Here is a 24,580-nt window from a genome sequence, read left to right on the forward strand (position 1 = left end):
TAAGGTTTGCCCCGCATTCGGCGCAGCATGATGATGCTTCGCTCCTTTCGTGCCGCCATGGTGGCCCTTCTGATGCTCGGGGCCGCTTCGGCTTCGGCACAGGTCTCCTCCGATCCGCTTCCCGCCGAGGAGGCCTTCGCGCTGTCCACCGACAGGGGGGAGGGGGGCCTTACGCTGTCATGGCAGATCGCGGAGGGATATTACCTCTATCGCGACCGTCTCGGCGCCACGGCGCCCGATGGCACCAGCCTGCCGCTGCAGACCCCGCCGGGCGAGATGAAGGACGATCCCAATTTTGGCGCGGTGGAGGTCTATCACGACGCGGTCACCGCCCGGATCCCCGCACCGCAGGGGCCGGTCACCGTGACATGGCAGGGCTGCAAGGAGGACAGCATCTGCTACCCCCCGCAGACCCGCGTGATCGAGATTGACGGCGCGACAGCCGCCCCGCAGGCGCCCGGCAGCAGCGGCATCGCCGGCTTTCAGCCGGCAGAGCGCGCGGCCTCGGCCAGCGGCACCCCCACGCTGACGCTGGCCGACGACCCCGGCCTGCTGGACGGGCTGTCGGCGCGGGGCGGGGCGGCGCTTGTGGTGGCGGGGTTCCTTGGCCTTGGTCTGCTGCTGGCCTTTACGCCGTGCGTCTTTCCGATGTTTCCCATCGTCGCGGGCATGGTCATGGGGCAGCAACAGCCCCCGACGCTGCGCCGGGGGCTGCTGCTGTCGGGCAGCTATGTGCTGGCCATGGCCACGGCCTTTGCCGGGCTAGGCGTCGTGGCGGCATGGTCGGGGCAGAACCTGCAGGTCGCGCTGCAATCCCCGGCAGCCATCGCGGTGGCGGCCTCGGTCTTCGTGCTGCTGGCCCTTTCGATGTTCGGCGTCTTCACCCTGCAGATGCCCCGTGCGCTGGCCGCGCGGCTGGAACGGGTGGAGGGGCGGCGCGGCTCCGTCGGGGGTGCGGCACTGCTGGGAGTCACCTCCGCGCTCATCGTCGGGCCCTGTGTCACGGCACCGCTCGCGGGCGCGCTGCTTTACATCGCGCAGACCGGGGATGTGGTGCTTGGGGCGGCGGCGCTTTTTGCGCTGGGTCTGGGGCAGGGCCTGCCGCTTCTGGCCATCGGCGCCTTCGGCCCGCGCGTGCTGCCCCGGTCCGGCCCGTGGATGGACGGCGCAAAATGGCTCTTTGGCGTGCTGTTCCTTGGCTTCGCGATCTGGCTCGCCGGGCGGGTGCTGCCCGGGCCGGTGACGCTGGCGCTGTGGTCGGCGCTGCTGATCGGCGCGGGCGTCATTCTGGCTCAGGCCCCGCGCGACGGCAGGGCAGCCCGGCTGGGCAGCGCCGCAGGCGTGATCCTGATCTTTGCCGGGGCGCTGCAGGGCGTGGGGGCTGCCCTGGGCGGCGATGATCCGGCCCGCCCGCTTGCGCTCCTTGCCGGGGGTGCCCCTGCTCCTGCCAAGGACGCCACCTTCGCCACGGTGCGCACGCAGGCCGCACTGGAGGCGGCCTTGACCGGAAGCGACGGCCCGGCGCTGGCTTATGTGACCGCCGACTGGTGCACCACCTGCCGCAGCATCGAACGCGGCCCTCTGGCCGATCCGCAGGTTCAAGCCGCGCTTGGCGGTCTGGCGCGGATCAAGGTCGACGTGACCGAGTTTGGCCCCGAAAGCCAGAGCCTGCTTGATCTTCTGGGCGCCGCCGGGCCGCCGACCATGGTGTTTCTGGACGCGACCGCAACAGAGGCCCCGGGCAGCCGGATCGTGGGCGATACCGACAGCGCCGCGATGCTGCGGTCGCTCCGGCTGGTGGCGCGATGACCGGGCTGCAGATCGGGCCCTTCGCCTTCGCCACCGACCGGCTTGCCTTCCTTGCAGGCGCGATGGTGTTCTTCCTTGGAATCCACCTGCTCAGCCGTCGCCAGTTCCGCCGCGCGCAGACCCGGGACTGGGCCCTGCCTGCCGCCGGGACATGGCTGCTGACGGCCCGGGCCGGATATGTGATCCAGCACTGGGAGGTGTTTTCGGCGCATCCCTTCGACATGCTGAAGCTGTGGCAGGGCGGCATCTCGGCGGGGGCCGGGTTTGCGGGGCTTGCCGCGATCGCGGCTCTGGCCTTGCTCCGTCAGCCGCGGGCCGTGGCACCGCTGCTCGGCGCGGCGCTTGCCGGGGGGCTGGCCAGCCAGATGGTGCTGCAGATGTCCCGCGACGATGACCGCCCCCGCCTGCCCGCCACGACCTATGCCACGCTGCAGGGCGCGCCGGTCCGGCTGGACGACCGCAGCGGCCAGCCGCTTGTGCTCAACCTCTGGGCCAGCTGGTGCCCACCCTGCCGCCGCGAGATGCCGATGATGATGGAGGTCGCGGAAACGCTGGAAGGGGCCGAGATGATCTTTGCCAATCAGGGCGAGACGCAGGCGCAGGTCGCCGGATTTCTTGACACGCTGAACCTCGGCGCGGGGCCTGTCTCGCTTGACCCCACCTCCAGCCTGATGCGCCGTTTCGAGGCGCTTGGCCTGCCCGCAACGCTGTTTTTCGACGCATCCGGCACTCTCACAGACATGCATTTCGGCGAGATTTCCCGCGCCGAACTGATGTCGCAGATCGCGACGCTTCGCGACACCGCCCCGTGACCTCATGGCGCGGGGCCCTTCCAGACTTCCAGACAGGAGAGTTTCCATGACACTGACACGACGCAGCCTTCTTGCCAGCGGCGGCAACCTGATGCTCGGCACCGGGGCGCTGGCGCTCTGGCCCGGGGCGGGGCAGGCGCAGGGCCTGACGGTCGAGGCCGTGCTTTATGATCCCGATGCCCCGGTGCAGGGCAATCCCGAAGGGGATGTGACCGTGGTCGAATATTTCGACTACCAGTGCCCGTTCTGCAAACGCATGCATCCGATCCTCGAAGAGGTGGTGGCCGCAGACGGCAACGTGCGGCTGGTGATGAAGGACTGGCCGATCTTCGGCGCGCCCTCGGTTCTGGCCAGCCAGCTGGCGCTTGGCGCGGTGTCGCTTGGCGCCTATGAGGAGGTGAGCGCGGCGCTGATGGCGACAGAGGCCCGGCTGAGCCATGCCGAGGTGGAGGCCCGCGTGGCCGAGGCCGTCCCCGTGGCGGAAGCGATGCAGGCCTATCGCGCCGACCGCGACCGCTGGGATGCGCTGCTCGCGCGCAACGATGCGCAGGCCGTGGCGCTTGGCTTTCGCGGCACTCCGGCCTTTGCCATCGAGACCACGCTGTTCAGCGGCGCGCTGGACCGGCAGACGCTGGAGGAGGCCATCGCCGAGGCCCGCGCCAAGGCCTGATCGCCGCCGGGGCGGCCGCGTATCCTTCACAGGGGGCGCGGCCCGCCTGACCTAGTCCAGCAGCCGCGAGAGCAGGTCGCGCGGGCTCGTGCCCCGGGCCGGGCGTTCGGGGTCAAGCAGCTCGTTCTCGCTCAGCACCTCTTCTTCCACCTGCGTCAGTTCCGGGGGGGTGAACGGCACCAGCGTCCGCCCCTCGCCGCGCAGCGCCTCGACCGCCGCGATCAGGCCGCCCTCGCGCTCCAGCGCCGCCGCAACCTCCTCCGCCGTCACGTCCAGATGTTCGGCCAGAAGATCGTTGCGCAGCCGGGTGATGCGGGACCGCAGCCCGGCATCTTCCGGCACCTCGGGACGGGCCTCCACGCTCATGTCGCATTCGGTGTCCATGCCCATGGAGCGGTTGTTGAGGTTCGACGACCCCACCCGCAGCAGAAGGTCATCCATCACCACGATCTTGGCATGGACATAGATCGGCGTGCCCTCCTGCGCGACCGGCGTGTAAAGCCGGAAGCGGCCATGCGCATCCGCCTTGCGGATCAGATCCAGCAGCCGGGCGCGCGACGATCCCATGACCTCTTCTTCCAGCCAGCCATCCGATGTCTCGGGGTTGACGATGACAAATTCCGGGCCCTCCGGCTCGCGCAGCCGCGCCGCCATCGCCTCGGCGATCCGGCGGGAGGCGAAATACTGGCTTTCGATATAGACGCAGCGCTCTGCCGCCGCGATGACCGCCAGATACAGCGCCTCGATCTCATGCACCGCCGGGCGCCCGTCATAGGCGGGTGCTGTCCGCGAGATCGCGATCCTGACATCTTCGAATGTCGCGGGCAGACCGTCTGGCCAGCAGGAGGGCAGATCCGGCGGCGGCGGCTCCAGATCGTCGCCGGTGGCGCGCTTCCAGCGCTCGCGCGCCAGATCCCCCAGCGCGCGGGCCGCCTCGCCCTCCACCGCCATGGTGGCGTCGTGCCATGGGTCATAGGGCTTTCCGGTGGTCGGGGCCTTGCGCAGCGGATGCGCATCCAGATGGTCGCGCGTGTCCCACCGGCCGGTCGTGGTGTCGATCCCGCCGCAGAAGGCCAGCCGGTCGTCGATCACCACGATCTTCTGGTGATGGGTCGCCCCCACCGGATGGGCGTGATCCAGCTTCAGGTTGATGCGGCGGCCCGCGACCCAATGCGCGATCCGGAACATCGTCGTGCCCCGCCCCAGCGCCTGAACCATGCCCATATCCCATTCAAGCATATAGATGTTCAGGTCGGGAGTCTGCCGCACCGTCCAGTTGAGGAAGGATCCAAGCCGCGTCGGCACGCGCTCTCCATCCGCATCGGGCAGCAGAGAAATCCGGGTGTCGAACTCCCAGCCGATCATGATGACGCTGTGACGCGCCTGCTGCAGCGCCGTATGCAGCGCCGCAAAATAGGGTTCCGCATCAACGATGACCGCCAGCCGGTCCACCTGCGCGAACCGCCAGCAGGTTTCGCCCGGGCGCAGCACGGCACGCTCCTCGGGCGGGGAGGCGGGATCAGTCTGATCCATCAGTCCGCACTGTCCAAAATGTCTGCTCCAGAATATGCGCTTCTTCTTGGGAAAAATATCCCGGGGGAAGCCGCCGCAGGCGGCTGGGGGCAGAGCCCCCTTCCGGTCGTGCCAGCTTCCGCCGATCCCGTTGCCGGGCGATCCATCCTCGACCTCACGTCTTTTGCCACCGCGCCTGACGTCAGATCGCCAGCGCGCCCTGCCACAAACCTAGCATGACTTGCGCAAAATCCAGAGCCGCAGATCGCCCGCCGCCACGGCGGCGGGCCCTGCCGCCACGCGGATGGCCCGCCGTGGCGGCAAAGTTACAGGATCGCGCTCAGAAGATCAGCGCAAACAGCCCGATCACCACGAGCAGGCCGATGATGAAGATGATGCCGACGGCACCGCCAAGAAACTTGAACATGTCACTTCTTCCCGCTTACCGCGTCTTTGGCCTTGCCAAAGGCCTGCTGCGCCTTGCCTTCGGCCTGATCGGCCTTGCCGCTCCGTTCGGTGTCCTTGTCGCCGGTGGCCTTGCCCAATGTCTCCTTCGCGGAGCCCTTGAGATCCTTGGCCTTGCCTTTGTCCTGATCGTTGCTCATGGGGTGGTCCTTTCGGTTGCCTTCCCCACACAACCGCCCGGACCGCGATCTGTTCCAAGACGCGGCCCTGACCAGAGGTCACGCCCGCCCGGGCAGATCCGGGAGACGGGGCAGGGGCGCGGGGGCCGGTCTCACCAGCCGCCGAAACGCGGCCAGACGTGCAGCGCCTCCGGTCCCTCCGCCAGAACGTGATAGCACGGGTGCTGGGCCGCCGTCGCGCAGGCATGATTGGGCAGGATGCGCAGCCGCGTGCCCAAGGCAAGATCGGGCATCACCCCCGCCGCGCCCGGGCGCAGGGCCACGATGCCATGCTCCTGATTGGTGCTGGCCACGATCAGATCCGGCAGCACCCGCCCTTCGGCATCGCAGACCAGCCCATAGCCCTGATCGACCGCCTGCGCCGCAGTGCCCCGGTCGCGCGACAGCGCCATCCAGCCCGCGTCGATCATCACCCAGCCCTTGGCCTTCTGATGGCCGATCACCGTGGTCAGCACGCTGAGCGCGATATCCTCCACTGCGCAGACCTCGATCCCCGCCATCACCAGATCGAAGAACATATAGACCCCCGCCCGCATCTCGGTGACGCCCGCAAGATCGCGCGCGGCATGGGCGGTGGGGGTGGACCCGACACTGACCACCGGGCAGGGCAGGCCCGCCCCGCGCAGCACGCCTGCGGCGGCAACGGCGGCGGCACGCTCGGTTTCGGCAAAGGCGCTGTGCGCCGCCTCTCCGCGCACGCCGTAGCTTTCGCCCGCATGGGTCATCACCCCGCGCAGCTGGGTGCCCAGCAGATGCCCGACCTCCAGCAAGGCCGGATCCCCCGGCGCAAGGCCGCCGCGATGGCCGTCGCTGTCGATCTCGATCAGCGCGGGCACGCCTGCCTCGGCCACGGCCCGCGCCTGTCCGGCACTGTCGAGGATCACCGTCACGTCGCAGCCCTTGGCCGCAAGCGCCTGCACGCGCGGCAGCTTGTCCGGGGCGATGCCCACGGCATAAAGGATGTCGCGATAGCCCGCGCCGTGAAACGCCTCCGCCTCGGCAAGGGTGGAAACGGTGATCGGACCGAAGGCGCCGCCGGTCACCCGATGCGCGATCTCAAAGGATTTGGCGGTCTTCATATGCGGGCGCAGGGCAACGCCGAGCCCGTCCATGCGCCCCGCAAGCCGCGCGATGTTGCGCATCATGCGCCCCTCGTCAAGCAGCAGGGCCGGGGTGGTCAGGTCACGCAAGGTGGTGGCGTCGGTCATGGGTCTCTCCTCGTGGCACGCGCCCGGTCTAGCACGGCACCGCCTTCAGTGCCCATTCACCCTTGGGCAATCTTGGATTAAGCTTAGGCTTAATGTTCGACCTCGCCGATCTGCGCTTTCTTGTCAGCCTTGCCGGCGCGTCCAGCCTTGCCGGGGCGGCGCGCGGGCTGAACGTGTCCCCGCCCGCCGTGTCGCAGCGTCTGGCCCAGATCGAGGCGCGGCTGCATCTGCGGCTGGTCGATCGCGGGCGCGGCCCGCTGCGCCTGACGGCGGAGGGCGCGCATCTGGTGGCGCGCGCCCGCGAGATCCTTGCCGAGATCGAGACGCTGTCAGACGAGATGACGTCGCGCGCGGGCCGGATCGAAGGGCCGCTCAACGTCATCGCGCCTTTCGGCTACGGGCGCCTGCATGTCGCGCCGGTGCTGATGCGCTTTGCGGCGGAACATCCCGCCCTGCGCTGCGACCTGAGGCTTAGCGAGGATCCCTTGGGCGCGATGCGGACCGGTCTCTGGGACGTGCTGGTGCATGTCGGGCGGCTGCCCGATCTGGGGATCACCCAGCGGGTGCTGGCGCCGAACCGGCGCTTTCTGGTGGCGGCCCCCGGCTATCTGGACCGGCACGGCAGGCCGGAGCAGCCGGAGGAGATCGCGGCGCATCGGGTTGGCGTGATCCGCGAGGACCGGGCGGATGCAAGCCTGTGGCGGCTGACACGCAGCGACGGGCGCGAAACCCGACTGCGCCTCCGCCCGGACTTTGCCTGCAACGATGGCGAGGTGCTGCGGATCTGGGCGCTGGAGGGGCATGGCCTCATCGAACGCTCGGAATGGAGCGTGGCACCCGACCTTGCGGCGGGCCGCCTGATCCGCCTGCTGCCGGACTGGGCGCTGCCCGATGCCGATGTCGTGGCGCTGCTCCATCCCCGCGCCGTCCGCGCCACCCGCATCGACGCCTTTCTTGACCGGCTGGCCCGCGACTGCGGGCCGAGCACCTAGCGGCGGATCGGGGTCAGAGCGGCGGACTGGCCGGACCCTGCGGGCGGCGATGCGCCAGCTGTTCGCGGTGGATGAGATAAAGCCCCGAGGCCACGATCAGCGCGATCCCCGCCCAGACCATGGGGGCCGGGAAATCCCCGAAGACCAGCCAGCCCAGCAGGGTGGCCGAGGCAAGCTCCACATATCCCAGCGGCGCGATCAGGGCCGAAGGCGCCAGCCGCAGCGCATAGGTCAGGAAGATATGCGCCAGCGTCGCCGCCATCCCCATGCCGCCCAGATAAAGCCATGCCGCACCTTCCGGCCAGACCGCGCCGCCGCCCAGACTGTCAGGCAGGATCCACAGGAAGGGCAGGCCGATCACCACGGCGGCCATGGCCGTGGTGGCCTGCTGCGCCACCGGGGCAAGGCTGCGCAGCTGGCGCGTGACCAGCATGTATCCGGCAAAGGACACCGCCGTGACCAGCGGCAGCACCGCGGCGATGCCATAGGTGGCAAGGCCGGGCTGCACCACCAGCAGCGCCCCGGCAAACCCCACGACAGAGGCGAGAATGCGCCGCGGCCCCACGCTTTCCGACAGCAGCGCCCAGCCCAGAAACATCAGGATGAAGGGCTCGATCTGCGCGATGGCCAGCGCATCGGCGATCGGCATGCGCACCATGGCGCCGACAAAGCCGATGGTGGCGATCAGCGACAGCGCCGCGCGGGCCACGGTCAGCAGCAGTTCGCGCCGCGTCAGGCGCAGGCGGATGCGCAGCACCAGCGCCAAGGCCAGCATCAGCACGCCCTGCACCACAAAGCGCGCCACGGTGATTTCCGCCACGGGCAGGCTGCGCGTCGCGAGCTTGGAGCCGACGTCGATCAGCGGCGCCGTGGCGCAGAAGCCCAGCATCAGCAGCGCCCCCAGCAGGGGGCGGTCGGGCTGGGGCGCGGCCAAGGGCGCCGCGAGAGGAGCGGTTTGCGGTTTCATGCCCAGCCCATGCGAGGCGCGGAGCGATTTGGCAAGAGGCCTCCGCGCGGGACAGCGCCGCAGGCCGCGATTTTCCTGACCGTCCCACGGCGGAGCCGCGCGGGGCGGTCAGGCGGCGGTCCAGTAGGCGGCGGAGACGAACTCCGTCTTGCCCAGCCCCTGCCGGGGCAGCCATGCCCGGGCCTGAACGGCCTGCGCCTGTTCTCCGGCAAAGACCACGTAGCGGTCGGCATCTGGCCATGCCAGCGTGGCAAGCCGGTCAAGCGGGCTGTCCCCGCACTGGCCCCGCAGCACCCAGTCCAGCCTGACCCCCGCCGGATGGGGGATGTCCTGCCGGTCGGCAGGGTCGGGCACGAACAGCACCGCATGGCCGCGCGTGGCCGGGGGCAGGGCGGCAAGGATCCGCGCCATCACCGGCAGCGCGGTTTCGTCCCCCACCAGCCCGACCCAGCCACGCGCGGGCGGCAGGCCGCCGCCGCCGGGGCCGGTCAGCGCCACCTCCGCGCCGGGGGTCAGGCGGTCGCACCATGCGGTGATCCGCCCGCCGTCATGGCGGAACACGTCAAAGCTCAACTCTGCCCCGCTTTCGGTCCCGGTGAGGCTGCGGCAGGTATAGACCGGGCGATGCCACGCCTTGGCGCCGCCCGGCCAGTGCAGCGCACCGCCCGCATCGACCTGCGGCCAGCCCGCCCCTTCGGGGCCGAGCAGCAGGCGGAAATGCAGCCCGCCGCTTGCGAAGCGCGCCAGATCCGGCCCCGCCACCGTCACGCGGCTGTAGCTGGGCGACAGGCGCGTGACCGAGACCACCCGCGCCCGCGACAGGTTGCCCGGGCGCGGCGCGGTCAGATCCTGCGGCGGCACGGGGGCGGCTTCGGGAAATGTGGCGCGAAACATGGATCCTCCCGGCGCTGGGTCAGAACTGCTTGGTCACGGCGACGGAGATCTCGCGCCCGCTGCCATAGGAACAGACGAAGAGATCGCGACAGGCGGTGACATGGCGCTTGTCGCCGACATTGGTGACGCCCAGCCGGGCCTCGTAGCCATCGCCGAATTCATAGGCGGCGGTCATGTCCACCAGCAGGAAATCGTCCACCTTCCGCGAGTTGTCCGCGTTGGCGTAGCTTTCCCCGGTATAGCGCAGCCCGGCGCCAAGGCTCAGCCCGTTGCCGAAATCATAGGTGCCCGCCAAGGCCGCCTGAAAATCGGGGGCCAGCGTCGGGGACTTGCCGACCAGATCTTCGTTGCTGTCCTCGCGGATCTCCAGATCGGTCCATGTCGCCTGACCGCGCAGGCTGAAGCCGTTGTCGAAGGCATAGCCGCCCTCGATCTCCACCCCGGTGGAGCGCACCTCGCCCAGCTGGTCGTAATTCGGGTGCGTGCCGGTCTGGTAGTTGTTTCGGTCGATCTGGAAAGCGGCGGCAGCAAGGTGGAAGCGCCCGCCTTCGGGGGCCCATTTCACCCCCACCTCCCACTGGTCGCCGCTTTCCGGTTCGGTGATGCCGTCGGCGGGGGCAACGATGATCGGATTGAAGAAGGTCGAATAGGTCAGATAGGGCGTCACACCATTGGCAAACTCATAGGCGAGGGCGGCGCGGCCCGAGGTTTCGGCATCGTCCCGGTCAAAGGCGCCGGTGCCGGAGCGTTCGGTGCGCACCCAGTCGCGGCGCAGGTTCAGCGTGCCGATGAACCCGCCGCCGAAGCGGATCTGGTCCTGCACATAAATCCCGATCTGGTTCTGCGTGGAAATCCCGTCCTCAAAGGGTGTGCCCAGCACCGGCGTGTCGCCGGGTTCGGTGGGATTGACCACGGTGTTGCTGCCATTGCCGGACTGCTGGAACTCGTCGATCACATAGCGACGCGCATCCATGCCGAAAAGCAGGTCATGGGTGGCCCCGCCCGCCACGACCGAGCCGTAATAGCGCGCGTCGAACTGCGCGGTCTTGGTCAGGGTCTCGTGGTGGAAGGGGATCATGGCCAGCGTGCCCTGATCGTCCTGCGGCGTCTGCGCAAAGCCCGCATAGCCATAGGGATAATAGTAGCTTTCCTCCAGATCAGCATAGCCCAGCCGTCCGATGCCGGTGAAGGTGAAGCCATTGGCAAATTCATGCTCCGCGATGGCGGACACGGTGGCCTGCTTGCGTTCGTAGCTGTCCCAGTCGCCATCCGAGAAATTGGCATCGGGGTCGATATAGCCGAATTCGTCGGTCTTCTCTACCGTGCCGAAATAGGGCAGGAAGGTCGACCCGTTGTGCTTTTCGCTGGCGCGGTGGAAATTGCCAAGGAAGGTGATCTCGGTGCCGCCCTGCGTGGTGAACTTGAACGAGGGCGCCAGCGTGCCGCGGATGCCTTCGTTCAGGTCGTCATACTTGTCGCCCGCCTCCAGCCGTCCGGTCAGGCGCCACGCGCGGCCCTCTGCCAGATCCTCGCCGCGGTCGAATTCGATCCAGCCCGCGCCCGCGTCATTGGCGCCCAGCGTGACCTCGCCCACATGCCCGCCGGGCCGTTTGGAGACATAGTTGACGAGCCCGCCGGGGTTGGAGCCGCCATAAAGCGCCGAAGAGGCGCCGCGCAGCACCTCGATCCGCTGCAGCGTATAGGGATCGATGTAGAAGGAGCCGAAGGCAAAGGACAGGTTCTGCGCGTTGTCGATATAGGTGCCGGTCTGGTCGGCCTGAAAGCCGCGGATCAGCAGCCAGTCGTAATCATTGTCATCGCCAAAGACATCGGTCTGCACGCCAGCGGTATAGCGCAGCGCCTCCGAGGCGCGGTTGGCGCCAAAGGCCTCGATCTCGTCGCGGCCCAGCACGGCCACGGCCTGCGGCACCTCGCTCAGCCGCACCGGAACCTTGGTGCCGGTGGCGGTGCCGGGATTGGTGTCCTCGGCGGTGACTTCGGTATTGCTGTCCTCGAACGTGTCCAGCACCAGCGTGCCCAGATCCATCCCCTGCGCCAGCACGGGCTGGGCGGTGCCGCACAGCAGCAGCGCCGTGGCGGTCAGCGTGAGGCATTTCATACTTTGCGAAGCCATCGGCGTCCCTTTATTATTCTGGTGGTCGGTCGCGAGTCATCAGCCCCCAGGGCCGCCCGTCATAGCGCCTGATAAAAACTATCAGGATATGCTGTCTTGGATATTCGACCCGCGCGCCCCGGCCTCTGGTCCGATCATCCAAAGATTGGGGGTCTGGCCCGTCACCGATTTGAAGACGCGGTTGAAATGCGCCTGATCGGAAAACCCGCACAGATCCGCGACCTCGGCCAGCGACAGGCCCTTGGTCATCAGCCGCTGCGCCTGTGCGCAGCGCATTTCCAGCACCCATTGATAGGGCGCCTTGCCCAGAACCTCGCGGAAGCGGCGGTTGAAGCTGGTGCGCGACATGCCCGCCACCTGCGCCAGCCGGTCCACCGACAGCTTTTCGCGCAGATGGTTCAGCACATGCGCCTCGACCCCCGCGACCCAGCCCTGCCGCTCTGGCGCGGGATCCGGCGCGCGCGGGGCGGCGTGGTGCAGAAGCTCCAGCAGGATCAGCTGGGCCAGCCGTTCCACATGGCCCGGATCGCGATGCGGATCGCGGCATTCGCGCGCCAGCAGATCCGCCAGCGGCGCCAGCGGCCCCAGATCCGGCAGCAGGATCGGCTCGGGCAGGGCCACGGCCCGGTCGGACAGGCCCCGCAGCGCGCGGCGGTCAAGGTGGATGTCCACATGCGCCATCTCGCCGGGCGCCTCAACCCGGCCCCAAAGCTCGACCCCGGCGGGGATGAAACAGGCGGCGGCGCGACGTTCCGGCCCGTCCTTCTGGCGCAGGCACAGCGTGGCCCCCTGCAGCAGCAGCACGATGCGCGGATGCATGGACACATAGCGGCCCCGCGCCCCCTCCTGCGCGACCACCCGCCACAGATCGACCGTCATCTGGTCAAAGACCAGATTGCACAGCGGATCGACAAGATCGAAGCCCCGCACGGAGGCATACATATGCGGATGGAACCCCATGCAGAGATCACCTTGAAGCAGGTTTGGACGATCGGACCAGCTGGGTTGGCGGCTTCTTGACCCGCCTGCCTTGAAGTGACACCACGACCGTAGTGTTTCACTCAGGAATAGCCTCCGCAACGATGGGTGTCGAGATTCTGCGCGTCTTTCTCTGTGTCTGTGCGGCGCTTTTGTCGCCCCTGACCGCCTCCGCGCAGGTGGAGATCGCCCATCGCTGGGGCACGACCCGCATCGAGGGCACGCCGCAGCGAATTGTCTCGCTGTCCTATAACGGCGCCGACAGCTGGCTGGCGCTGGGGGTGCAGCCGGTCGCCTATCGCGTCTGGTATGGCGGCGATGACAGCGGCCTGTGGCCTTGGGCGGCGCCGCTGGCCACCGGCGGCACGCCGCTGCGCGGCGAGATCGACATGGAGGCCATCGTGCGGCTTCAGCCCGATCTGATCGAGGCGATGTATTCCGGCCTGACCGAGGCGCAGTATCGCACCCTGTCGCGCTTTGCCCCGGTGCTGCCGCCGCAGGCGGGGGTGGCGGATTTTGGCCATGACTGGCGCAGCATGATCGAGGTTTTCGGCCGGGCCAGCGGGCGCGAGGCGCGCGCGACAGAGGTGATCGCCGGGCTTGACGCCCGTCTGGCCGAGGTGGCGCGCCCGGACTGGCAGGGGCGGACGGCGGCCATGGCCATGCCCGACGGACCCATGCTGCTGTTCCCGCGCGATCCGCGGATGCGGCTGCTGTCGCGCTTGGGCTTCGAGGTGCCGCAGGCGGCGCGGCGCATCGACCACGGCAGCTTTTACGCCGAGCTTGACCCCGAGGTGACGGCCCCGCTTGACGCGGATCTGCTGATCTGGCTCGATCTGGGCGGCGGCGTGGCGGCTGTGCGCGACCATCCGCTGCGCGGGGCGCTGCGCGCGGCGGCAGAGGGGCGCGAACTCGTCGCCCCGCCCGAGATCAGCGCCGCGCTCAGCTATGGATCGGCGCTGTCGCTCGGTCATGCGCTGGACTGGCTTGCACAGGAGATTCCGCCCGCGCTGGATGGCGACCCCGCCACCCCCGTGCCATCGGCCCGCGCGGCGGGGCTGGCGCCGTGATCCGCACCGGCCTTCCGCTGGCGGCACTGCTGTGCCTTGGACTCGTCTCGCTGCTGGTGGGGGCGGGCGGCGTGCTGCCGCCCGATGCGCTGGCCACGCTGGGGCAGGTCGATCCCGCCAACAGCCAGACCATCCTGCTGACGCAGATGCGCCTGCCGCGCACGCTGGCGGCGCTGCTGGCCGGGGGTGCGCTGGGGGCGGCGGGGGCGGTGATCCAGAGCCTGACGCGCAATCCGCTCGCCGAACCCGGCCTGCTGGGGGTGAATGCGGGTGCGGCGCTGGGGATCATCGGCACGCTCTGGCTGGGCGGGGCGGTGTCGGGGCTGGGGTTGATCGCACCTGCGGCGGCGGGGGCGGCGGTGGTGTCCGGGCTGATCCTTGCGCTGGGGCTGCGGCTCGACACCGGGATCGGCCTGATCCTTGGCGGCGCGGCGCTGGCAGGCATGGCCACGGCGGTGCTGCGCGGCATGATCCTGCTTGATCCCTTCGCCTTTGACGCATGGCGCGGCTGGATCGTGGGATCGGTGGCCGCCGTGGACGCACCGACGCTGGCGGCGGGGGCGCTGCTGGTGCTGCCCGGCGCGGCGCTCGCCGCCGCCGCAGCCCAGAAGTTGGATGCCATGGCCATGGGTGACGAGGCCGCCCGCGCGCTTGGCACCTCCCTCCTGCTGGCGCGCGCGCTGTCGCTGGGGGCGGTGGCGCTTCTGTCGGCGGGGGCTGTGATCCTTGCCGGGCCGCTGGTCTTTGTCGGGCTGATCGCGCCGCAGCTGGCCCGCGGGCGCGGCGAGGCGCGCACCGGCCTGCTGACCTTCCGCGCCGCCCTGCTGGGTGCGGCGCTGGTGCTGGCCGCCGATGTGGGGGGGCGGGTGGCGATCCCGGGCCTGTCGATCCCCATCGGGCTTAGCGCCGCGCTGATCGGCGGGCCGCTGGTGATCTGGCAGATGACGCGGCGGCTGCAGGCATGAGCCGCGCGCGCACCGTCACCATGGCCCTTGCGCTGGGGGGGCTGCTGCTGGCCGCGCTGCTGCTGCTGGCGGGCGGCGCGCCGGGGCGCGACGCCACCGGCGCCGCGATCCTGCTGCATATCCGCCTGCCGCGCGTGCTGCTGGCCGCACTGGTGGGGGCGATGCTGGGCCTGTCCGGCACGCTGCTGCAGACGGTGCTGCGCAATCCGCTCGCCACGCCGGATGTGGTGGGCTTTGGCGGCGGGGCGGCGGCGGCGGTGGCGGCCAGCATCGCGGTCACCGGCGGGCTGGGGCTGGTGCTGCCCGCAGCGCTCGCGGGCGGGCTGGCAAGCGCTGCGCTGATCCTCGGGCTTGCGGCGCGCGGCGGGATGCCGCCGCAGGCGCTGGTGATGATCGGCGTGGCGGTGAACCTGACCCTGCTGGCGCTGACCGACGTGCTGCTGTCGCTGGCGCCCGGGCTGCAGGCCGGAGAGACGGCGCGGTTCCTGACCGGCAGCTTTGCCAGCGCGCATTGGGGCGCCGTGGCGATGGCGGCGCTGGTGGTCATGGCGGGCGGTGCGCTGGCGGGCGGGCTGTCCTTCGGGCTGGCGCGCATGGACATGGGCGATGACATGGCGCGGGCGCAGGGGCTGGCCCCGGGCGGGCTGCGGCTGGGGGCGGCGGGTCTGGCGGCGGTGCTGGTCTCTTTCGCCGTGGCGCTGACCGGACCCCTGCCTTTCGTGGCGCTGCTGGCGGGGCCGCTGGCGCGGGCGCTGCTGCGCCAAGGCGGGCCGGTCCTGCCGCAGGCGGCCCTGCTGGGGGCGCTGCTGGCGCTGGCGGCGGATCTGGCCGCGCGTGCCACGGTCTTTGGCGGCAGCCTGCCTGCCGGGCTTTACACCGCACTGGTCGGCGGCCCGGCGATGCTGGTTCTGATCCTCACGACACGGGAGCGTGGCTGATGGCCCTGACCCTTTCCGACCTGCGGCTTGACCTCTCCGGGCGGGCGATCCTTGACGGCATCGCGCTGGACATCGCGCCCGGGCGGGTCACCGCGCTGATCGGGCAGAACGGATCGGGCAAATCCACGACGCTGCGCGCCATGGCAGGGCTGGTGAGCCCCGACAGCGGCGGCGTCAGCCTGAACGGCACGCCCCTGCCGCAGATGTCGCGGCGCGAGATTGCCCGCGCGCTGGCCTTTCTGCCGCAAAGCCCGATCCTGCCCGAAGGCATCACCGTGCGCGGGCTTGTGGAGCGTGGGCGCACCCCCCATCTGGGCAGCTTCCGTCCGATGACCGCCACCGACCGCGCCGTGGTCGACCGCGCGCTGGACCGCACCGGGCTGACCGCGCTTGCCGCGCGCCGCGCCGCCACCCTCTCCGGCGGGCAGCGGCAGCGCGCCTTCATCGCCATGACGCTGGCGCAGGACACGCCGGTGCTGCTGCTGGACGAGCCCACCACCTTTCTGGACCTGCCCTACCAGATCGAGGTGCTGCGGCTGGTGCGCGCGCTTAATCAGGACAGCGGGCAGACCGTGGTCATGGTCCTGCATGACATCAACCTTGCCTGCCGCTTTGCCGACCGGGTGGTGGGGATCCGCGCGGGGCAGGTGCTGTTCGACGGCACGCCCGAAGATGTGGTGACCGGGGCCAGCCTTGAGGCGCTTTATGGCTGCCCGCTCACCGTCATTCCGCTGCCGGACGGGCGCGGCCCGATGGTGCTGCCGGAATGAGGCGGCTTTGCTCTGATCGGCTGGTGCTGGGGGCGGGGCTGGCGAGCCTGTCCTTCGGCAATGCGGTGCTGCTGCCGGTGCTGGTGCCGGTCGCGCTGGATGTGGGCCTGACCGAGGCCAAGGCCGGGCTGGTCCTGTCGCTGGGGGCGCTGATGGTGCCGCTGACGGCGCCGGTCTGGGGCGCGCGGGCCGACCGCATCGGCGCCGCCCGCGTTTTCCGCATTGGCGTGGCGGGGGGCGCGCTGTCCTTTCTGCTGCTGGCGCTGCTGCTCTGGGCGGCGCAGGCCGGGCATGTCATGGGCCTTGCGCTGTTTCTGGCGCTGGCGGCGGCGCGGATGCTCTATGGCGGCGTGGCCAGCGCCGCGCTGCCCGCGGCGGTGAGCCATCTTGCGGCAGACACCGATCCCGCCACCCGCACCCGCGACATGTCGCTGCCGGGCACCGCCTTCACGCTGGGATCGCTGGCGGGGGCGGCACTGGCGCTGCCGCTGATCCCGCTGGCCGGTCCCATCGCGCCGCTTTTTGTGGTGGCGGCACTGGGTGGGCTCTGCGTGCTGCTGGCCCCGCCCCCGCGCCACGCGGCCCCCCCGCCACCTACGGTGCCAGCGGGGATGCGGCGCACGGTGCCCTCCGGTCTGGTGATCTGCGCGGCGCTGGCGATGACGGGTCTGGCCATGGCCCATGCGCTGCTGCCGGTCCTGCTGCAAGCACGCGGCGCCCTGTCGGTCAGCGAGACGGTGCGCAGCGGCGCCTTTGCCGGGCTGGTGGCCACCATCGCCACGCTGGGCGGCATCCGTCTGGCGGCGCGGGCGGGGCTGGGGCCTGCAACAACCGCACTGGCGGGCACGCTGGTGGCGGGGGCGGGGATGATGGCGCTGGCCTTGGCGCCGGGGGTGGCGGGCACCATCGCGGCGGTCAGCACCCTGTCTTTCGGGCTGGGGCTGCTGACCCCCAGCCTGCAGGCGCAGGTGTCGCTGGAGGCACGGGCGCAGGGGCAGGCGGCGGGCCAGCTTTCCGCCGCGACCGGGCTTGCATGGATCGTGGGGCCTGCCGCCGGGCTGACGCTGCACGGGATTTTCGGCGCGGCGATCCTGCCCGCCGCCGCCGCATTTCTGCTGCCCTTCGCCGCAGCACTTGCCGGGCGCATCGCCGTGCAAGCACGCTAGGCCAGTCATGCCCGGGGCGACCTGCACGGCGTTCTTATCCGGCCGGGGCGGTCAGACCGCGTAGCGCTTTTCCAGCGTGTCAAAAAGATCCTTGCCGACCAGACGCTGGCGTTCGGCAAAGCTCGCCACCGGGCCGCCCTCATCCATGCGGCCCTCGGCCCTGAGCTGCCCCAGCGCCGCCTGCATGCCATAGACCGCCGACTGCAGCGCGACATTGGCATAAAGCACCAGCGAAAAACCCATCTCGCCCAGCTCGTCCAGCCCGAGGATCGGGGTCCGCCCCCCGACCACAAGGTTGACCAGCTGCGGCGTGCCCTTCAGCGCGGCGGGAATGCCGCGCAGTTCCTCCACCGACTGCGGCGCCTCGACAAAGGTGATGTCGGCGCCTTCCTCGACAAAGGCGGCGGCGCGGTCCAGCGCCTCGGTATAGCCGTCGGTGGCGCGGGCATCGGTGCGCGCCACGATCAGCGTGTTCTCGTCCTGCCGCGCGTCGACGGCGGCACGGATGCGGGTCCGCGCCTCGGCCAGCGGCACCACCTCCTTGCCGGAGAAATGCCCGCAGCGCTTGGGGGTCTTCTGGTCCTCCAGCTGCACGGCGCTGGCCCCGGCGCGTTCCAGCGTGCGGATGGTGTGGCGCACGTTCAGCGCGTTGCCAAAGCCATTGTCCGCATCCACCACGATGGGAAGCTCGGTCGCGTCGCGGATCGTCGCGGTGTGCTGCGCGATCTCGTTCAGGCCGACAAAGCCCAGATCGGGCAGGCCAAGATAGGTGTTGGTCAGCCCCGCGCCCGACAGATAGACCGCCTCGAAGCCTTGGTCCTCGATGATCCGGGCCGCCAGCGCGTTGGCGGCACCCGGCATAAGCACGGGCCTGCCGCTGAGGATGCGGTGCTTGAAGGCGCGGTTGATCTCGTGGTTCAGCATGAAGGGTCTCTTTCGTCAGGCAGTTTCAATGGGGGAGGTGACGGGGGCGGGCACAAGCACCCGGCCTTCCATCAGGCGCCGCTGGGTGCGCAGGATGCGCGCGGCGGTGATCGTGCCAGAGGCCGGATCGCGCAGCGCACCGGTGCCGACGATGCCGCTTGGCGTGCCGATGCGGAGCGCCAGCGGATCAGCCCCGGGGGCCAGACAGGCCGCCACCACCGACCCCTCGACGACCGCAGCGCAGGACAGCGCCAGCGCGCCGGTGACCGGCACCGCGCGATGCGCCTGTCCGGCAGAGATCATGCGGATCTGCAGATCCTGCGCCTCTGCCGCATGGGTTGCCCCGGTCAGGTCGGCATAGGCGGCGGGTGGGCCGACCATGGCCACCTTGGGCGTGGCAATGCGTTTCGCCGCCGCCTGCGGGCTGTCGGTCAGCCCCATCCGCACCGAGGCAAGCTGCCGGATCTCTTCCAGACGGGCCATCAGCGCGGCATCGGCATCAATCGCGGCGGGATGCGCGCCGGTATCGCCGCCCACATCGGCGGCGCTGACAAAGACGGCGGGCACGGCGGCATCGATCATCGTGACCTGAACCTGCCGCCCGTCCGCCAGCACCAGCGCATCCGAGCCTGCGCCACTGGGCAGGGTGCCGCGCCCGAAAGTGTCGCCGGGATCAAGGAAATCCAGCGCCACCGAGGCGCCGGTTCCGGTGACGCCAGGGATCTCGACCTCGCCCGTCACCGCCGCCTCGCCCTGCGCCACCGGGAAGCGGGCGACGATGACCTTGCCGGAATTGGTGTTGTGGATGCGCACCACCGCCTCGCCGTCGCGCGGGCCGTCCACCAGCCCCTCGTCATAGGCAAAGGGGCCCATGGCGGAACTCATGTTGCCGCAATTGCCACTGAAATCGACGGTGTCATCGACCACGCCGACCTGCGCGAAGGTGTAGTCGATATCGGCATCGTCGCGGGTGGCGGGGCCGATGACGCAGATCTTGCTGAGCGACGAGATGCCGCCGCCCATGCCGTTGAGCTGGCGCAGGTTGGGATCGGGGCTACCCAGCATGGCGGCAAAGATCTGCGGCCAGAGCGTTTCATCCTTGGGCAGGTCCGCGCGCTTGAGCACCAGCGCCTTGGAGGTGCCGCCACGCATGAACACGGCGGGAATGCGGGTCTGGGTCATTCGGTATCCTTCTCTGCCTCGGAGAGCTGCGCCTCGAGCGCGATCCAGCTGTTGCGGATGTGGCGGCGCATCAGCAGCCCCGCCACTTCGGAATCCCCGTCGGCGATGGCGGCGGCGATGCGTTCATGCTCGCGCAGCGCCTTGGCGCCGCGCCCCGTCACGTTGCGATGCTTGACCCGCAGCAGCGACAGCTGCGGATAAAGCTCGCGGGTCAGATAGCGCAGGATGATCGGGTTCGCGGCCATCTGCGCGGTCACCATATGGAAATCGCGATCCCCGGCCCCCTGCAGATAGGCGCCCTGCGGATGCGCGCCGACCTCCTGCGCGTGCTGGTCTAGCAGCACGCGAAAGCGCCGCGCGGTGCCAGCCTCCGCCTTGGCGGCGGCGAGCATGGCGGCTTCGCTTTCCAGCGCCGCGCGCACTTCATAAAGCGCGCGGGCATCGGCCCGGCTCATGACGCGGACGCGGGCGCCGCTATTGGGGACAATCGTCACAAGGCCGGTTTCGCTGAGCAGGTTCAGCGCGGCGCGCACCGGGCCGCGGCTGACCTCGAACCGCTCCGCCAAGGCCACCTCTCCCAGCCGGGCGCCGGGCTGCAGCCGCCCGCCCAGAATATCCCCCCGCAGTTCGGTGGCGAGGCGTTCGGGCACCGGCCCCCGCGATTCTTCGGATTTTGTTGACAATTTACCACCCATACAGACAGTGATTTTGTGGCAGACTCTACCAGATTGGCGAAAAAATCAATTATATCCGTTAGTTTGTCAAGTAGAAGCGGAGGGTTGACAGAAAAACAGGCAAAGCGTTAACACTGAGGACCATCAGATTGCACTACAATCAATCGGCTTGATCACTTGGGAGGAACCGTGACCATGCAAAGACGCCACTTCACCACCGCCGCACTGGGGCTGACGCTGGCCACAGCGCTGACGCCGCTGGCCGCCACCGCACAGACCGACTGGCCGCCGCAGAAGCTGACCTTCGTCGTGGCGCTTGGGCCGGGCGGGTCCGCCGACCGGACCGCCCGCGCGCTGGCGCAGCGCATGCAGGAAGAGCTGGGCGTGCCGATTTCGGTCATCAATCAGGAAGGCGGCGGCGGGCATGTGGGGCATACCTACTTCACCCAGATGCCCAGCGATGGCAGCTACTTCCTTGCCACCTCCATCCATCCCTACATCGCCAACGCGATGCTGCGCTTTGATGCCGATTACACGCTGGAGGATTTTGCCTTCATCAACGGCCAGTGGAACGACTACGACCTTTTCGCCGTGAATGCCGAAACGCCCTATACCACGCTGGCGGAATTCATGGCGGCGGCCAAGGAAAACCCCGGCGCGCTGCGCGTCTCGGTGGTGCCCGGCTCCACCGGCGCGATCAACCTTGAACTCGCGCTCGAAGCCTATGGGCTCGACCCTTCGGCGGTCAGCGTCGTGACCTATGAATCGGGGGGTGCCGCGCGCACCGCCGTGGCGGGCGGGCAGGTCGACATGACCGTGCTGGCCGCCGATGGCACGCTGTCGATCGCCGAATACATCCGGCCTCTGGCGCTGGCCGCCGACAATGCCAGCAAGGACTGGGACGCGCCCACGCTGAACGCCGCACTGGAACAGGACGGACACGAAGCCGTGCCGGTTCTGGCCGGATCCATGCGCGGGCTGGCCGCCCATGCCGCCTTCAAGGAAGAGAACCCGGACGGCTTCCAGAAGATGGTCGACGCCTATCAGGCCGTGCTGGAGGATCCGGAATTTGTCGCCTCGCTGGAGGCGCAGGACATCGGCGCCGAATGGCTTGGCCCGGAGCGCACGTCCGAGATCATTACCTCGAACTTCGACATCCTGAAGCGCTACGAAGGCGACGAGTGATGCCACGGCGGGAGCTTCGGCTCCCGCCTTTCCAGCCAAACCCACGGGAGGAGACCGCGATGAGCGCGAGGTTACCCGCCACCCATGCCGCCCTGCTCGGCATCATTCTGGCTCTTTCCGGCTATATCGGCTGGAGCGCGGTTCAGGCGTCGGCCAAGCTGAACAACCTTGTGGTGATCGCCCCCGTCGGGGCCGCGATGCTGCTGCTGGCGGTGGCGCTGATCGTCAATGCCCTGCGCCGTCCCGCCCCCGAACCGGGCGAGACCACCTCGGTCTGGGGGGATCTGCTGCTGCTCGCCGGGTTTGCGGTGTTCTGCTACGCGCTGACGCATGTGGGCTTTGACGTGGCGACCTTTGCCTTCGTCTGGGCGGGCGTGGTGATGAGCGGGGGCAAGGGGCTCTGGCAGCCGCCGCTTTTTGCCGCGCTCTTCACGCTGCTGCTGGTCAAGACCTTCGGCGCGCTTTTCCCCTATCCGATGCTGACGCTGGTTCTGTGACATGATCGACACCTTCGCGTTTTCGCAGGCCATGGGCCTGCTGTTCAGCAGCATCGACCCGTGGCTCTGGGTCATTCCCGGCCTGCTGATCGGCCTGATCTTCGGCTCCATCCCGGGCCTGCAGATCTCCATGGCCATGGCGGTGTTCCTGCCGGTGACCTTCGGCATGGATTTCCTGCAGGCCATGCTGTTCCTGACCTCGATCTTCACCGGCGGCGCCTATGGCGGCGGGGTCACGGCGATCCTGATGAACATCCCCGGATCCTCCTCCTCCATCGCCACCGCCTTTGACGGCTATCCCATGGCGCGGCAGGGCAAGCATAACGAGGCGCTGGGGCTGGGGCTCGCCGCCTCGGTGGTTGGTGCCTTTGTCGGCTACATCCTGCTGCTGCTGCTGATCGGCCCGCTGGCCGCCTTCGTGCTGAAGATCGGCCCGATGGAAATGGTGGTCGTGGTGCTGTGGGGTCTGACGCTGATCGCCACGCTGAACGACAGCAGCCTGCCCAAGGGCCTGATGGCGGGCGCGTTCGGGCTGATGCTCAGCCAGATCGGCATGTCGACCACCGGCGTCATGCGCACCACGGTGGGCAACCCGCATCTGCTGGACGGGATTTCGGTGGTGCCCGCCATGATCGGCATCTTCGCCGCCTCCGAACTGCTGCGCCTGCGCGGCGGCAGCTATCTGGTGCAGGACGAAACCCAGCGCGACATCTCGCTGCCGAAAATCCTGCGCGGGGTCGCCGAGACCTTCCGCCATCCCGGCGTGCTGATCCGGGGCAGCCTGATCGGCGCAGTGATCGGCGCGATCCCGGGCGTGGGATCCTCGGTGGCCAACCTCGTCTCTTATGGCGAGGCCAAGCGCACCTCCAAGACGCCCGAGATCTTTGGCAAGGGCGCCCCGGACGGGGTGATCGCGGCGGAATCCGCCAATAGCAGCTCCGAAGGGGGGTCGATGACGGCGCTGCTGGCGCTGGGGATCCCGGGGGGTGCCGCCACGGCGGTGCTGCTGGCGGCGTTCTCGTTCCACAACATCATCGGCGGGCCGTCCTTCATCCGCAACCAGACCGACATCGTCTATTCGATCATCCTCGGCAATCTGGGGCAGGTCGTGCTGCTGGCGGTGATCGGGCTGCTGATGCTGCGGGTGCTGGGGATGGTGGTGCGCGTGCCGCTCGCCTATCTGGTGCCCAGCGTTCTGGCCATGTGCGCATGGGGCGGCTATGGCATCACCGGCACCATCGCCGGGCCGCTCACCGTGGCGGCCTTTGCGGGGCTGGGCTGGCTGATGCGGCGCAATGACTATCCGGTGGCGGCCACGGTGATTGGCCTGCTGCTGGGACGGATGATGGAAGGGGAACTGGTGCGGACCTTGCAGATCTCGGGGGGCAGGCCCTTCGCCTATCTGATGGAGCGGCCGATCGCGATGGGGCTTTTTGTGGTGATGATCCTCGTGCTGGTCGGGGCGCCGCTGCTGAAATCGCTGCGGCGGCACCGGCAGCGCCGGACGGGCGCATGAGCCTGCTGCCCCCGGGCATCCTGCGGGGGCTTGCCACCATCGCCATGGGTGCCAGCGGCGGCGCGGTCTTCTTTGCGCTGAACCTGCCGCTGCCATGGGTGCTGGGCAGCCTTGCCGCCTCGGCGCTGGTCACGCAGGCCACCCGGTTCCGGCCCAAGCTGCCGCCGTCGTGGCGCAGCTTCGCCATGGTCGCCATCGGCACCATGCTTGGCACCGGCTTCACGCAGGACGTGGTGGCGCGGTCGGGCAGCTGGGTGCTGAGCCTGATCGCCATGTCGCTGCTGTCGCTCGGCTTTTTCCTGCTGGCCTACGGCGTGTTCCGCCGCTGGGGCAACATGTCCCGGCAGACGGCCCTGTTCGCCGCGATCCCCGGCGGGCTGTCGGTGGTCACCATGCTCGCCGAGGAGGCCGGGGCGGAAACCAACCGCGTGGTGCTCTGCCATACCGCGCGGCTGGTGGTGCTGCTGGTCTCGGCGCCGCTGGTCATCCAAGGCCTGTCCGGGATCGACCTTGCCGATGCCAACAGCACGATGTTCCACGGCGCCGAACAGCTGGATCCGCTGCGGCACGGGCTGCTGGCGCTGGCGGCCCTCGCCAGCTGGTTTGCGGCGAAACACCTGCGCTTTCCCTCCGGCATGCTGATGCTGCCGCTGCTGGCCTCGGCGCTTCTGCATGCCACCGGGCTGGTGACGGTGCATGTGCCGCCGCTGCTGTCGGTGCTGGCGCAGGTGGTGATCGGGTCGGGCGTGGGCGCGCGGTTCGCGCAATATACCCCGCGCCAGATCGCCCGCGATGGCGGGCTGGCGGCGCTGGTGGGAGCAGCGCTTGCGGTGGGATCGCTGGCGGGCGCCATGCTGCTGGTGCCGCTGACCGGCGAGGAGGTGGCGCCGCTGTTTCTGGCCTATCTGCCCGGCGGGGCGCCGGAACTGGGCGTGGTGGCGCTGGCGCTGATGATCGATCCCGCCATGGTCGCGGCCCATCACGTGCTGCGGGTGTTCCTGATCGTCGCCGCCCTGCCTGCCGCCGCGCGGCGCTTTGGCAGGGACGAGCCCTGAGGCGGCGCAGGGCGGTCC

The 24,580-nt window shown here is 69.5% G+C and carries 24 protein-coding genes; 13 read left to right on the forward strand and 11 right to left on the reverse strand.

Going from position 1 to position 24,580, the window contains the following annotated elements; all coding sequences use genetic code 11:
* Positions 1-33 precede the first annotated feature (33 nt).
* Genes dsbD through VK682_RS11070 form a run of 3 tightly spaced genes read left to right on the forward strand, consistent with a single transcriptional unit; the run spans position 34 to position 3,291 of the window.
* The gene (dsbD, locus tag VK682_RS11060; RefSeq protein ID WP_324781824.1) at positions 34-1,809 is read left to right on the forward strand and encodes a protein-disulfide reductase DsbD; all 1,776 of its coding nucleotides are present in this window, start codon (positions 34-36) and stop codon (positions 1,807-1,809) included.
* On the forward strand, positions 1,806-2,621 hold the full coding sequence (locus tag VK682_RS11065) for a prolipoprotein diacylglyceryl transferase family protein (RefSeq protein WP_324781825.1): 816 nt from the start codon (positions 1,806-1,808) through the stop codon (positions 2,619-2,621). The genes dsbD and VK682_RS11065 overlap by 4 nt, the downstream gene beginning before the upstream one ends.
* A gap of 46 nt (positions 2,622-2,667) precedes the next feature.
* A complete protein-coding gene (locus VK682_RS11070; protein ID WP_324781826.1) occupies positions 2,668-3,291 on the forward strand; it encodes a DsbA family protein in 624 nt (207 codons plus the stop codon).
* A 51-nt stretch (positions 3,292-3,342) separates the two neighbouring features.
* Here VK682_RS11070 and VK682_RS11075 read toward each other — a convergent pair whose 3' ends face one another.
* The 4 genes from VK682_RS11075 to VK682_RS11085 all read right to left on the reverse strand — a co-directional run bounded on the left by VK682_RS11075 (position 3,343) and on the right by VK682_RS11085 (position 6,655).
* A complete protein-coding gene (locus VK682_RS11075) occupies positions 3,343-4,824 on the reverse strand; it encodes a phospholipase D-like domain-containing protein (RefSeq protein ID WP_324781827.1) in 1,482 nt (493 codons plus the stop codon).
* A 319-nt stretch (positions 4,825-5,143) separates the two neighbouring features.
* Positions 5,144-5,230 carry a small membrane protein YohP gene (locus VK682_RS27435; protein ID WP_446000284.1) on the reverse strand — a complete coding sequence of 29 codons (87 nt, stop codon included), beginning with the start codon at positions 5,228-5,230 and terminating at the stop codon, positions 5,144-5,146.
* Position 5,231: 1 nt separating this feature from the next.
* Complete coding sequence (locus VK682_RS11080; RefSeq protein WP_089849509.1) at positions 5,232-5,408, reverse strand: CsbD family protein; 177 nt, start codon at positions 5,406-5,408, stop codon at positions 5,232-5,234.
* A gap of 131 nt (positions 5,409-5,539) precedes the next feature.
* Positions 5,540-6,655, reverse strand: a complete 1,116-nt coding sequence (locus tag VK682_RS11085) for an alanine racemase (RefSeq protein ID WP_324781828.1) — start codon at positions 6,653-6,655, stop codon at positions 5,540-5,542.
* A gap of 92 nt (positions 6,656-6,747) precedes the next feature.
* Here VK682_RS11085 and VK682_RS11090 point away from each other — a divergent pair, with 92 nt between their 5' ends.
* A complete protein-coding gene (locus VK682_RS11090; protein ID WP_324781829.1) occupies positions 6,748-7,647 on the forward strand; it encodes a LysR family transcriptional regulator in 900 nt (299 codons plus the stop codon).
* Positions 7,648-7,660: 13 nt separating this feature from the next.
* On the opposite strand, the gene VK682_RS11095 is transcribed toward VK682_RS11090, so the two are convergent.
* From VK682_RS11095 to VK682_RS11110, 4 genes are all read right to left on the reverse strand, one after another.
* Entirely contained in the window at positions 7,661-8,614 is a 954-nt protein-coding gene (locus tag VK682_RS11095) for a DMT family transporter (RefSeq protein ID WP_089849515.1), read from the reverse strand.
* Between the two features lie 108 nt (positions 8,615-8,722).
* Complete coding sequence (locus VK682_RS11100) at positions 8,723-9,508, reverse strand: siderophore-interacting protein (protein ID WP_324781830.1); 786 nt, start codon at positions 9,506-9,508, stop codon at positions 8,723-8,725.
* 19 nt (positions 9,509-9,527) lie between these two features.
* Positions 9,528-11,642 (reverse strand): TonB-dependent siderophore receptor, encoded by a 2,115-nt coding sequence (locus VK682_RS11105; protein WP_324781831.1) that lies wholly within the window; start codon positions 11,640-11,642, stop codon positions 9,528-9,530.
* Positions 11,643-11,723: 81 nt separating this feature from the next.
* Positions 11,724-12,602, reverse strand: coding sequence for a helix-turn-helix domain-containing protein (locus VK682_RS11110; RefSeq protein ID WP_089849521.1), 879 nt, complete (start codon positions 12,600-12,602; stop codon positions 11,724-11,726).
* Positions 12,603-12,724: 122 nt separating this feature from the next.
* On the opposite strand from VK682_RS11110, the gene VK682_RS11115 reads away from it, so the two are divergent.
* Genes VK682_RS11115 through VK682_RS11135 form a run of 5 tightly spaced genes read left to right on the forward strand, consistent with a single transcriptional unit; the run spans position 12,725 to position 17,529 of the window.
* Positions 12,725-13,690: an ABC transporter substrate-binding protein gene (locus tag VK682_RS11115; protein ID WP_324781832.1), complete on the forward strand. Its 966-nt coding sequence runs from the start codon at positions 12,725-12,727 to the stop codon at positions 13,688-13,690.
* Positions 13,687-14,655 carry a FecCD family ABC transporter permease gene (locus VK682_RS11120; RefSeq protein WP_324781833.1) on the forward strand — a complete coding sequence of 323 codons (969 nt, stop codon included), beginning with the start codon at positions 13,687-13,689 and terminating at the stop codon, positions 14,653-14,655. The genes VK682_RS11115 and VK682_RS11120 overlap by 4 nt, the downstream gene beginning before the upstream one ends.
* Positions 14,652-15,593: an iron chelate uptake ABC transporter family permease subunit gene (locus VK682_RS11125; protein WP_324781834.1), complete on the forward strand. Its 942-nt coding sequence runs from the start codon at positions 14,652-14,654 to the stop codon at positions 15,591-15,593. Before VK682_RS11120 ends, VK682_RS11125 begins: the two co-directional genes overlap by 4 nt.
* The gene (locus VK682_RS11130) at positions 15,593-16,363 is read left to right on the forward strand and encodes an ABC transporter ATP-binding protein (protein WP_324781835.1); all 771 of its coding nucleotides are present in this window, start codon (positions 15,593-15,595) and stop codon (positions 16,361-16,363) included. Before VK682_RS11125 ends, VK682_RS11130 begins: the two co-directional genes overlap by 1 nt.
* Positions 16,360-17,529 (forward strand): MFS transporter, encoded by a 1,170-nt coding sequence (locus VK682_RS11135; protein ID WP_324781836.1) that lies wholly within the window; start codon positions 16,360-16,362, stop codon positions 17,527-17,529. Before VK682_RS11130 ends, VK682_RS11135 begins: the two co-directional genes overlap by 4 nt.
* Before the next feature lie 51 nt (positions 17,530-17,580).
* On the opposite strand, the gene VK682_RS11140 is transcribed toward VK682_RS11135, so the two are convergent.
* The 3 genes from VK682_RS11140 to VK682_RS11150 are packed head-to-tail and all read right to left on the reverse strand — an operon-like array spanning position 17,581 to position 20,285.
* A complete protein-coding gene (locus VK682_RS11140) occupies positions 17,581-18,453 on the reverse strand; it encodes an isocitrate lyase/PEP mutase family protein (protein ID WP_089849532.1) in 873 nt (290 codons plus the stop codon).
* A gap of 15 nt (positions 18,454-18,468) precedes the next feature.
* Positions 18,469-19,635, reverse strand: coding sequence for a 2-methylaconitate cis-trans isomerase PrpF family protein (locus tag VK682_RS11145; protein WP_324781837.1), 1,167 nt, complete (start codon positions 19,633-19,635; stop codon positions 18,469-18,471).
* Positions 19,632-20,285 (reverse strand): GntR family transcriptional regulator, encoded by a 654-nt coding sequence (locus VK682_RS11150; protein WP_242656773.1) that lies wholly within the window; start codon positions 20,283-20,285, stop codon positions 19,632-19,634. The genes VK682_RS11145 and VK682_RS11150 overlap by 4 nt, the downstream gene beginning before the upstream one ends.
* A 219-nt stretch (positions 20,286-20,504) precedes the next feature.
* Here VK682_RS11150 and VK682_RS11155 point away from each other — a divergent pair, with 219 nt between their 5' ends.
* The 4 genes from VK682_RS11155 to VK682_RS11170 are packed head-to-tail and all read left to right on the forward strand — an operon-like array spanning position 20,505 to position 24,562.
* A complete protein-coding gene (locus VK682_RS11155) occupies positions 20,505-21,494 on the forward strand; it encodes a Bug family tripartite tricarboxylate transporter substrate binding protein (RefSeq protein WP_324781838.1) in 990 nt (329 codons plus the stop codon).
* A 59-nt stretch (positions 21,495-21,553) separates the two neighbouring features.
* A complete protein-coding gene (locus tag VK682_RS11160; RefSeq protein ID WP_089849540.1) occupies positions 21,554-21,991 on the forward strand; it encodes a tripartite tricarboxylate transporter TctB family protein in 438 nt (145 codons plus the stop codon).
* A 1-nt stretch (position 21,992) separates the two neighbouring features.
* Entirely contained in the window at positions 21,993-23,507 is a 1,515-nt protein-coding gene (locus tag VK682_RS11165) for a tripartite tricarboxylate transporter permease (protein WP_089849542.1), read from the forward strand.
* Positions 23,504-24,562 (forward strand): AbrB family protein, encoded by a 1,059-nt coding sequence (locus tag VK682_RS11170; protein ID WP_324781839.1) that lies wholly within the window; start codon positions 23,504-23,506, stop codon positions 24,560-24,562. Before VK682_RS11165 ends, VK682_RS11170 begins: the two co-directional genes overlap by 4 nt.
* Positions 24,563-24,580 lie beyond the last annotated feature (18 nt).

Origin of the sequence: Salipiger marinus (genome assembly GCF_035481585.1) — a bacterium.
GTDB classification, from domain to species: Bacteria; Pseudomonadota; Alphaproteobacteria; order Rhodobacterales; family Rhodobacteraceae; genus Salipiger; species Salipiger marinus.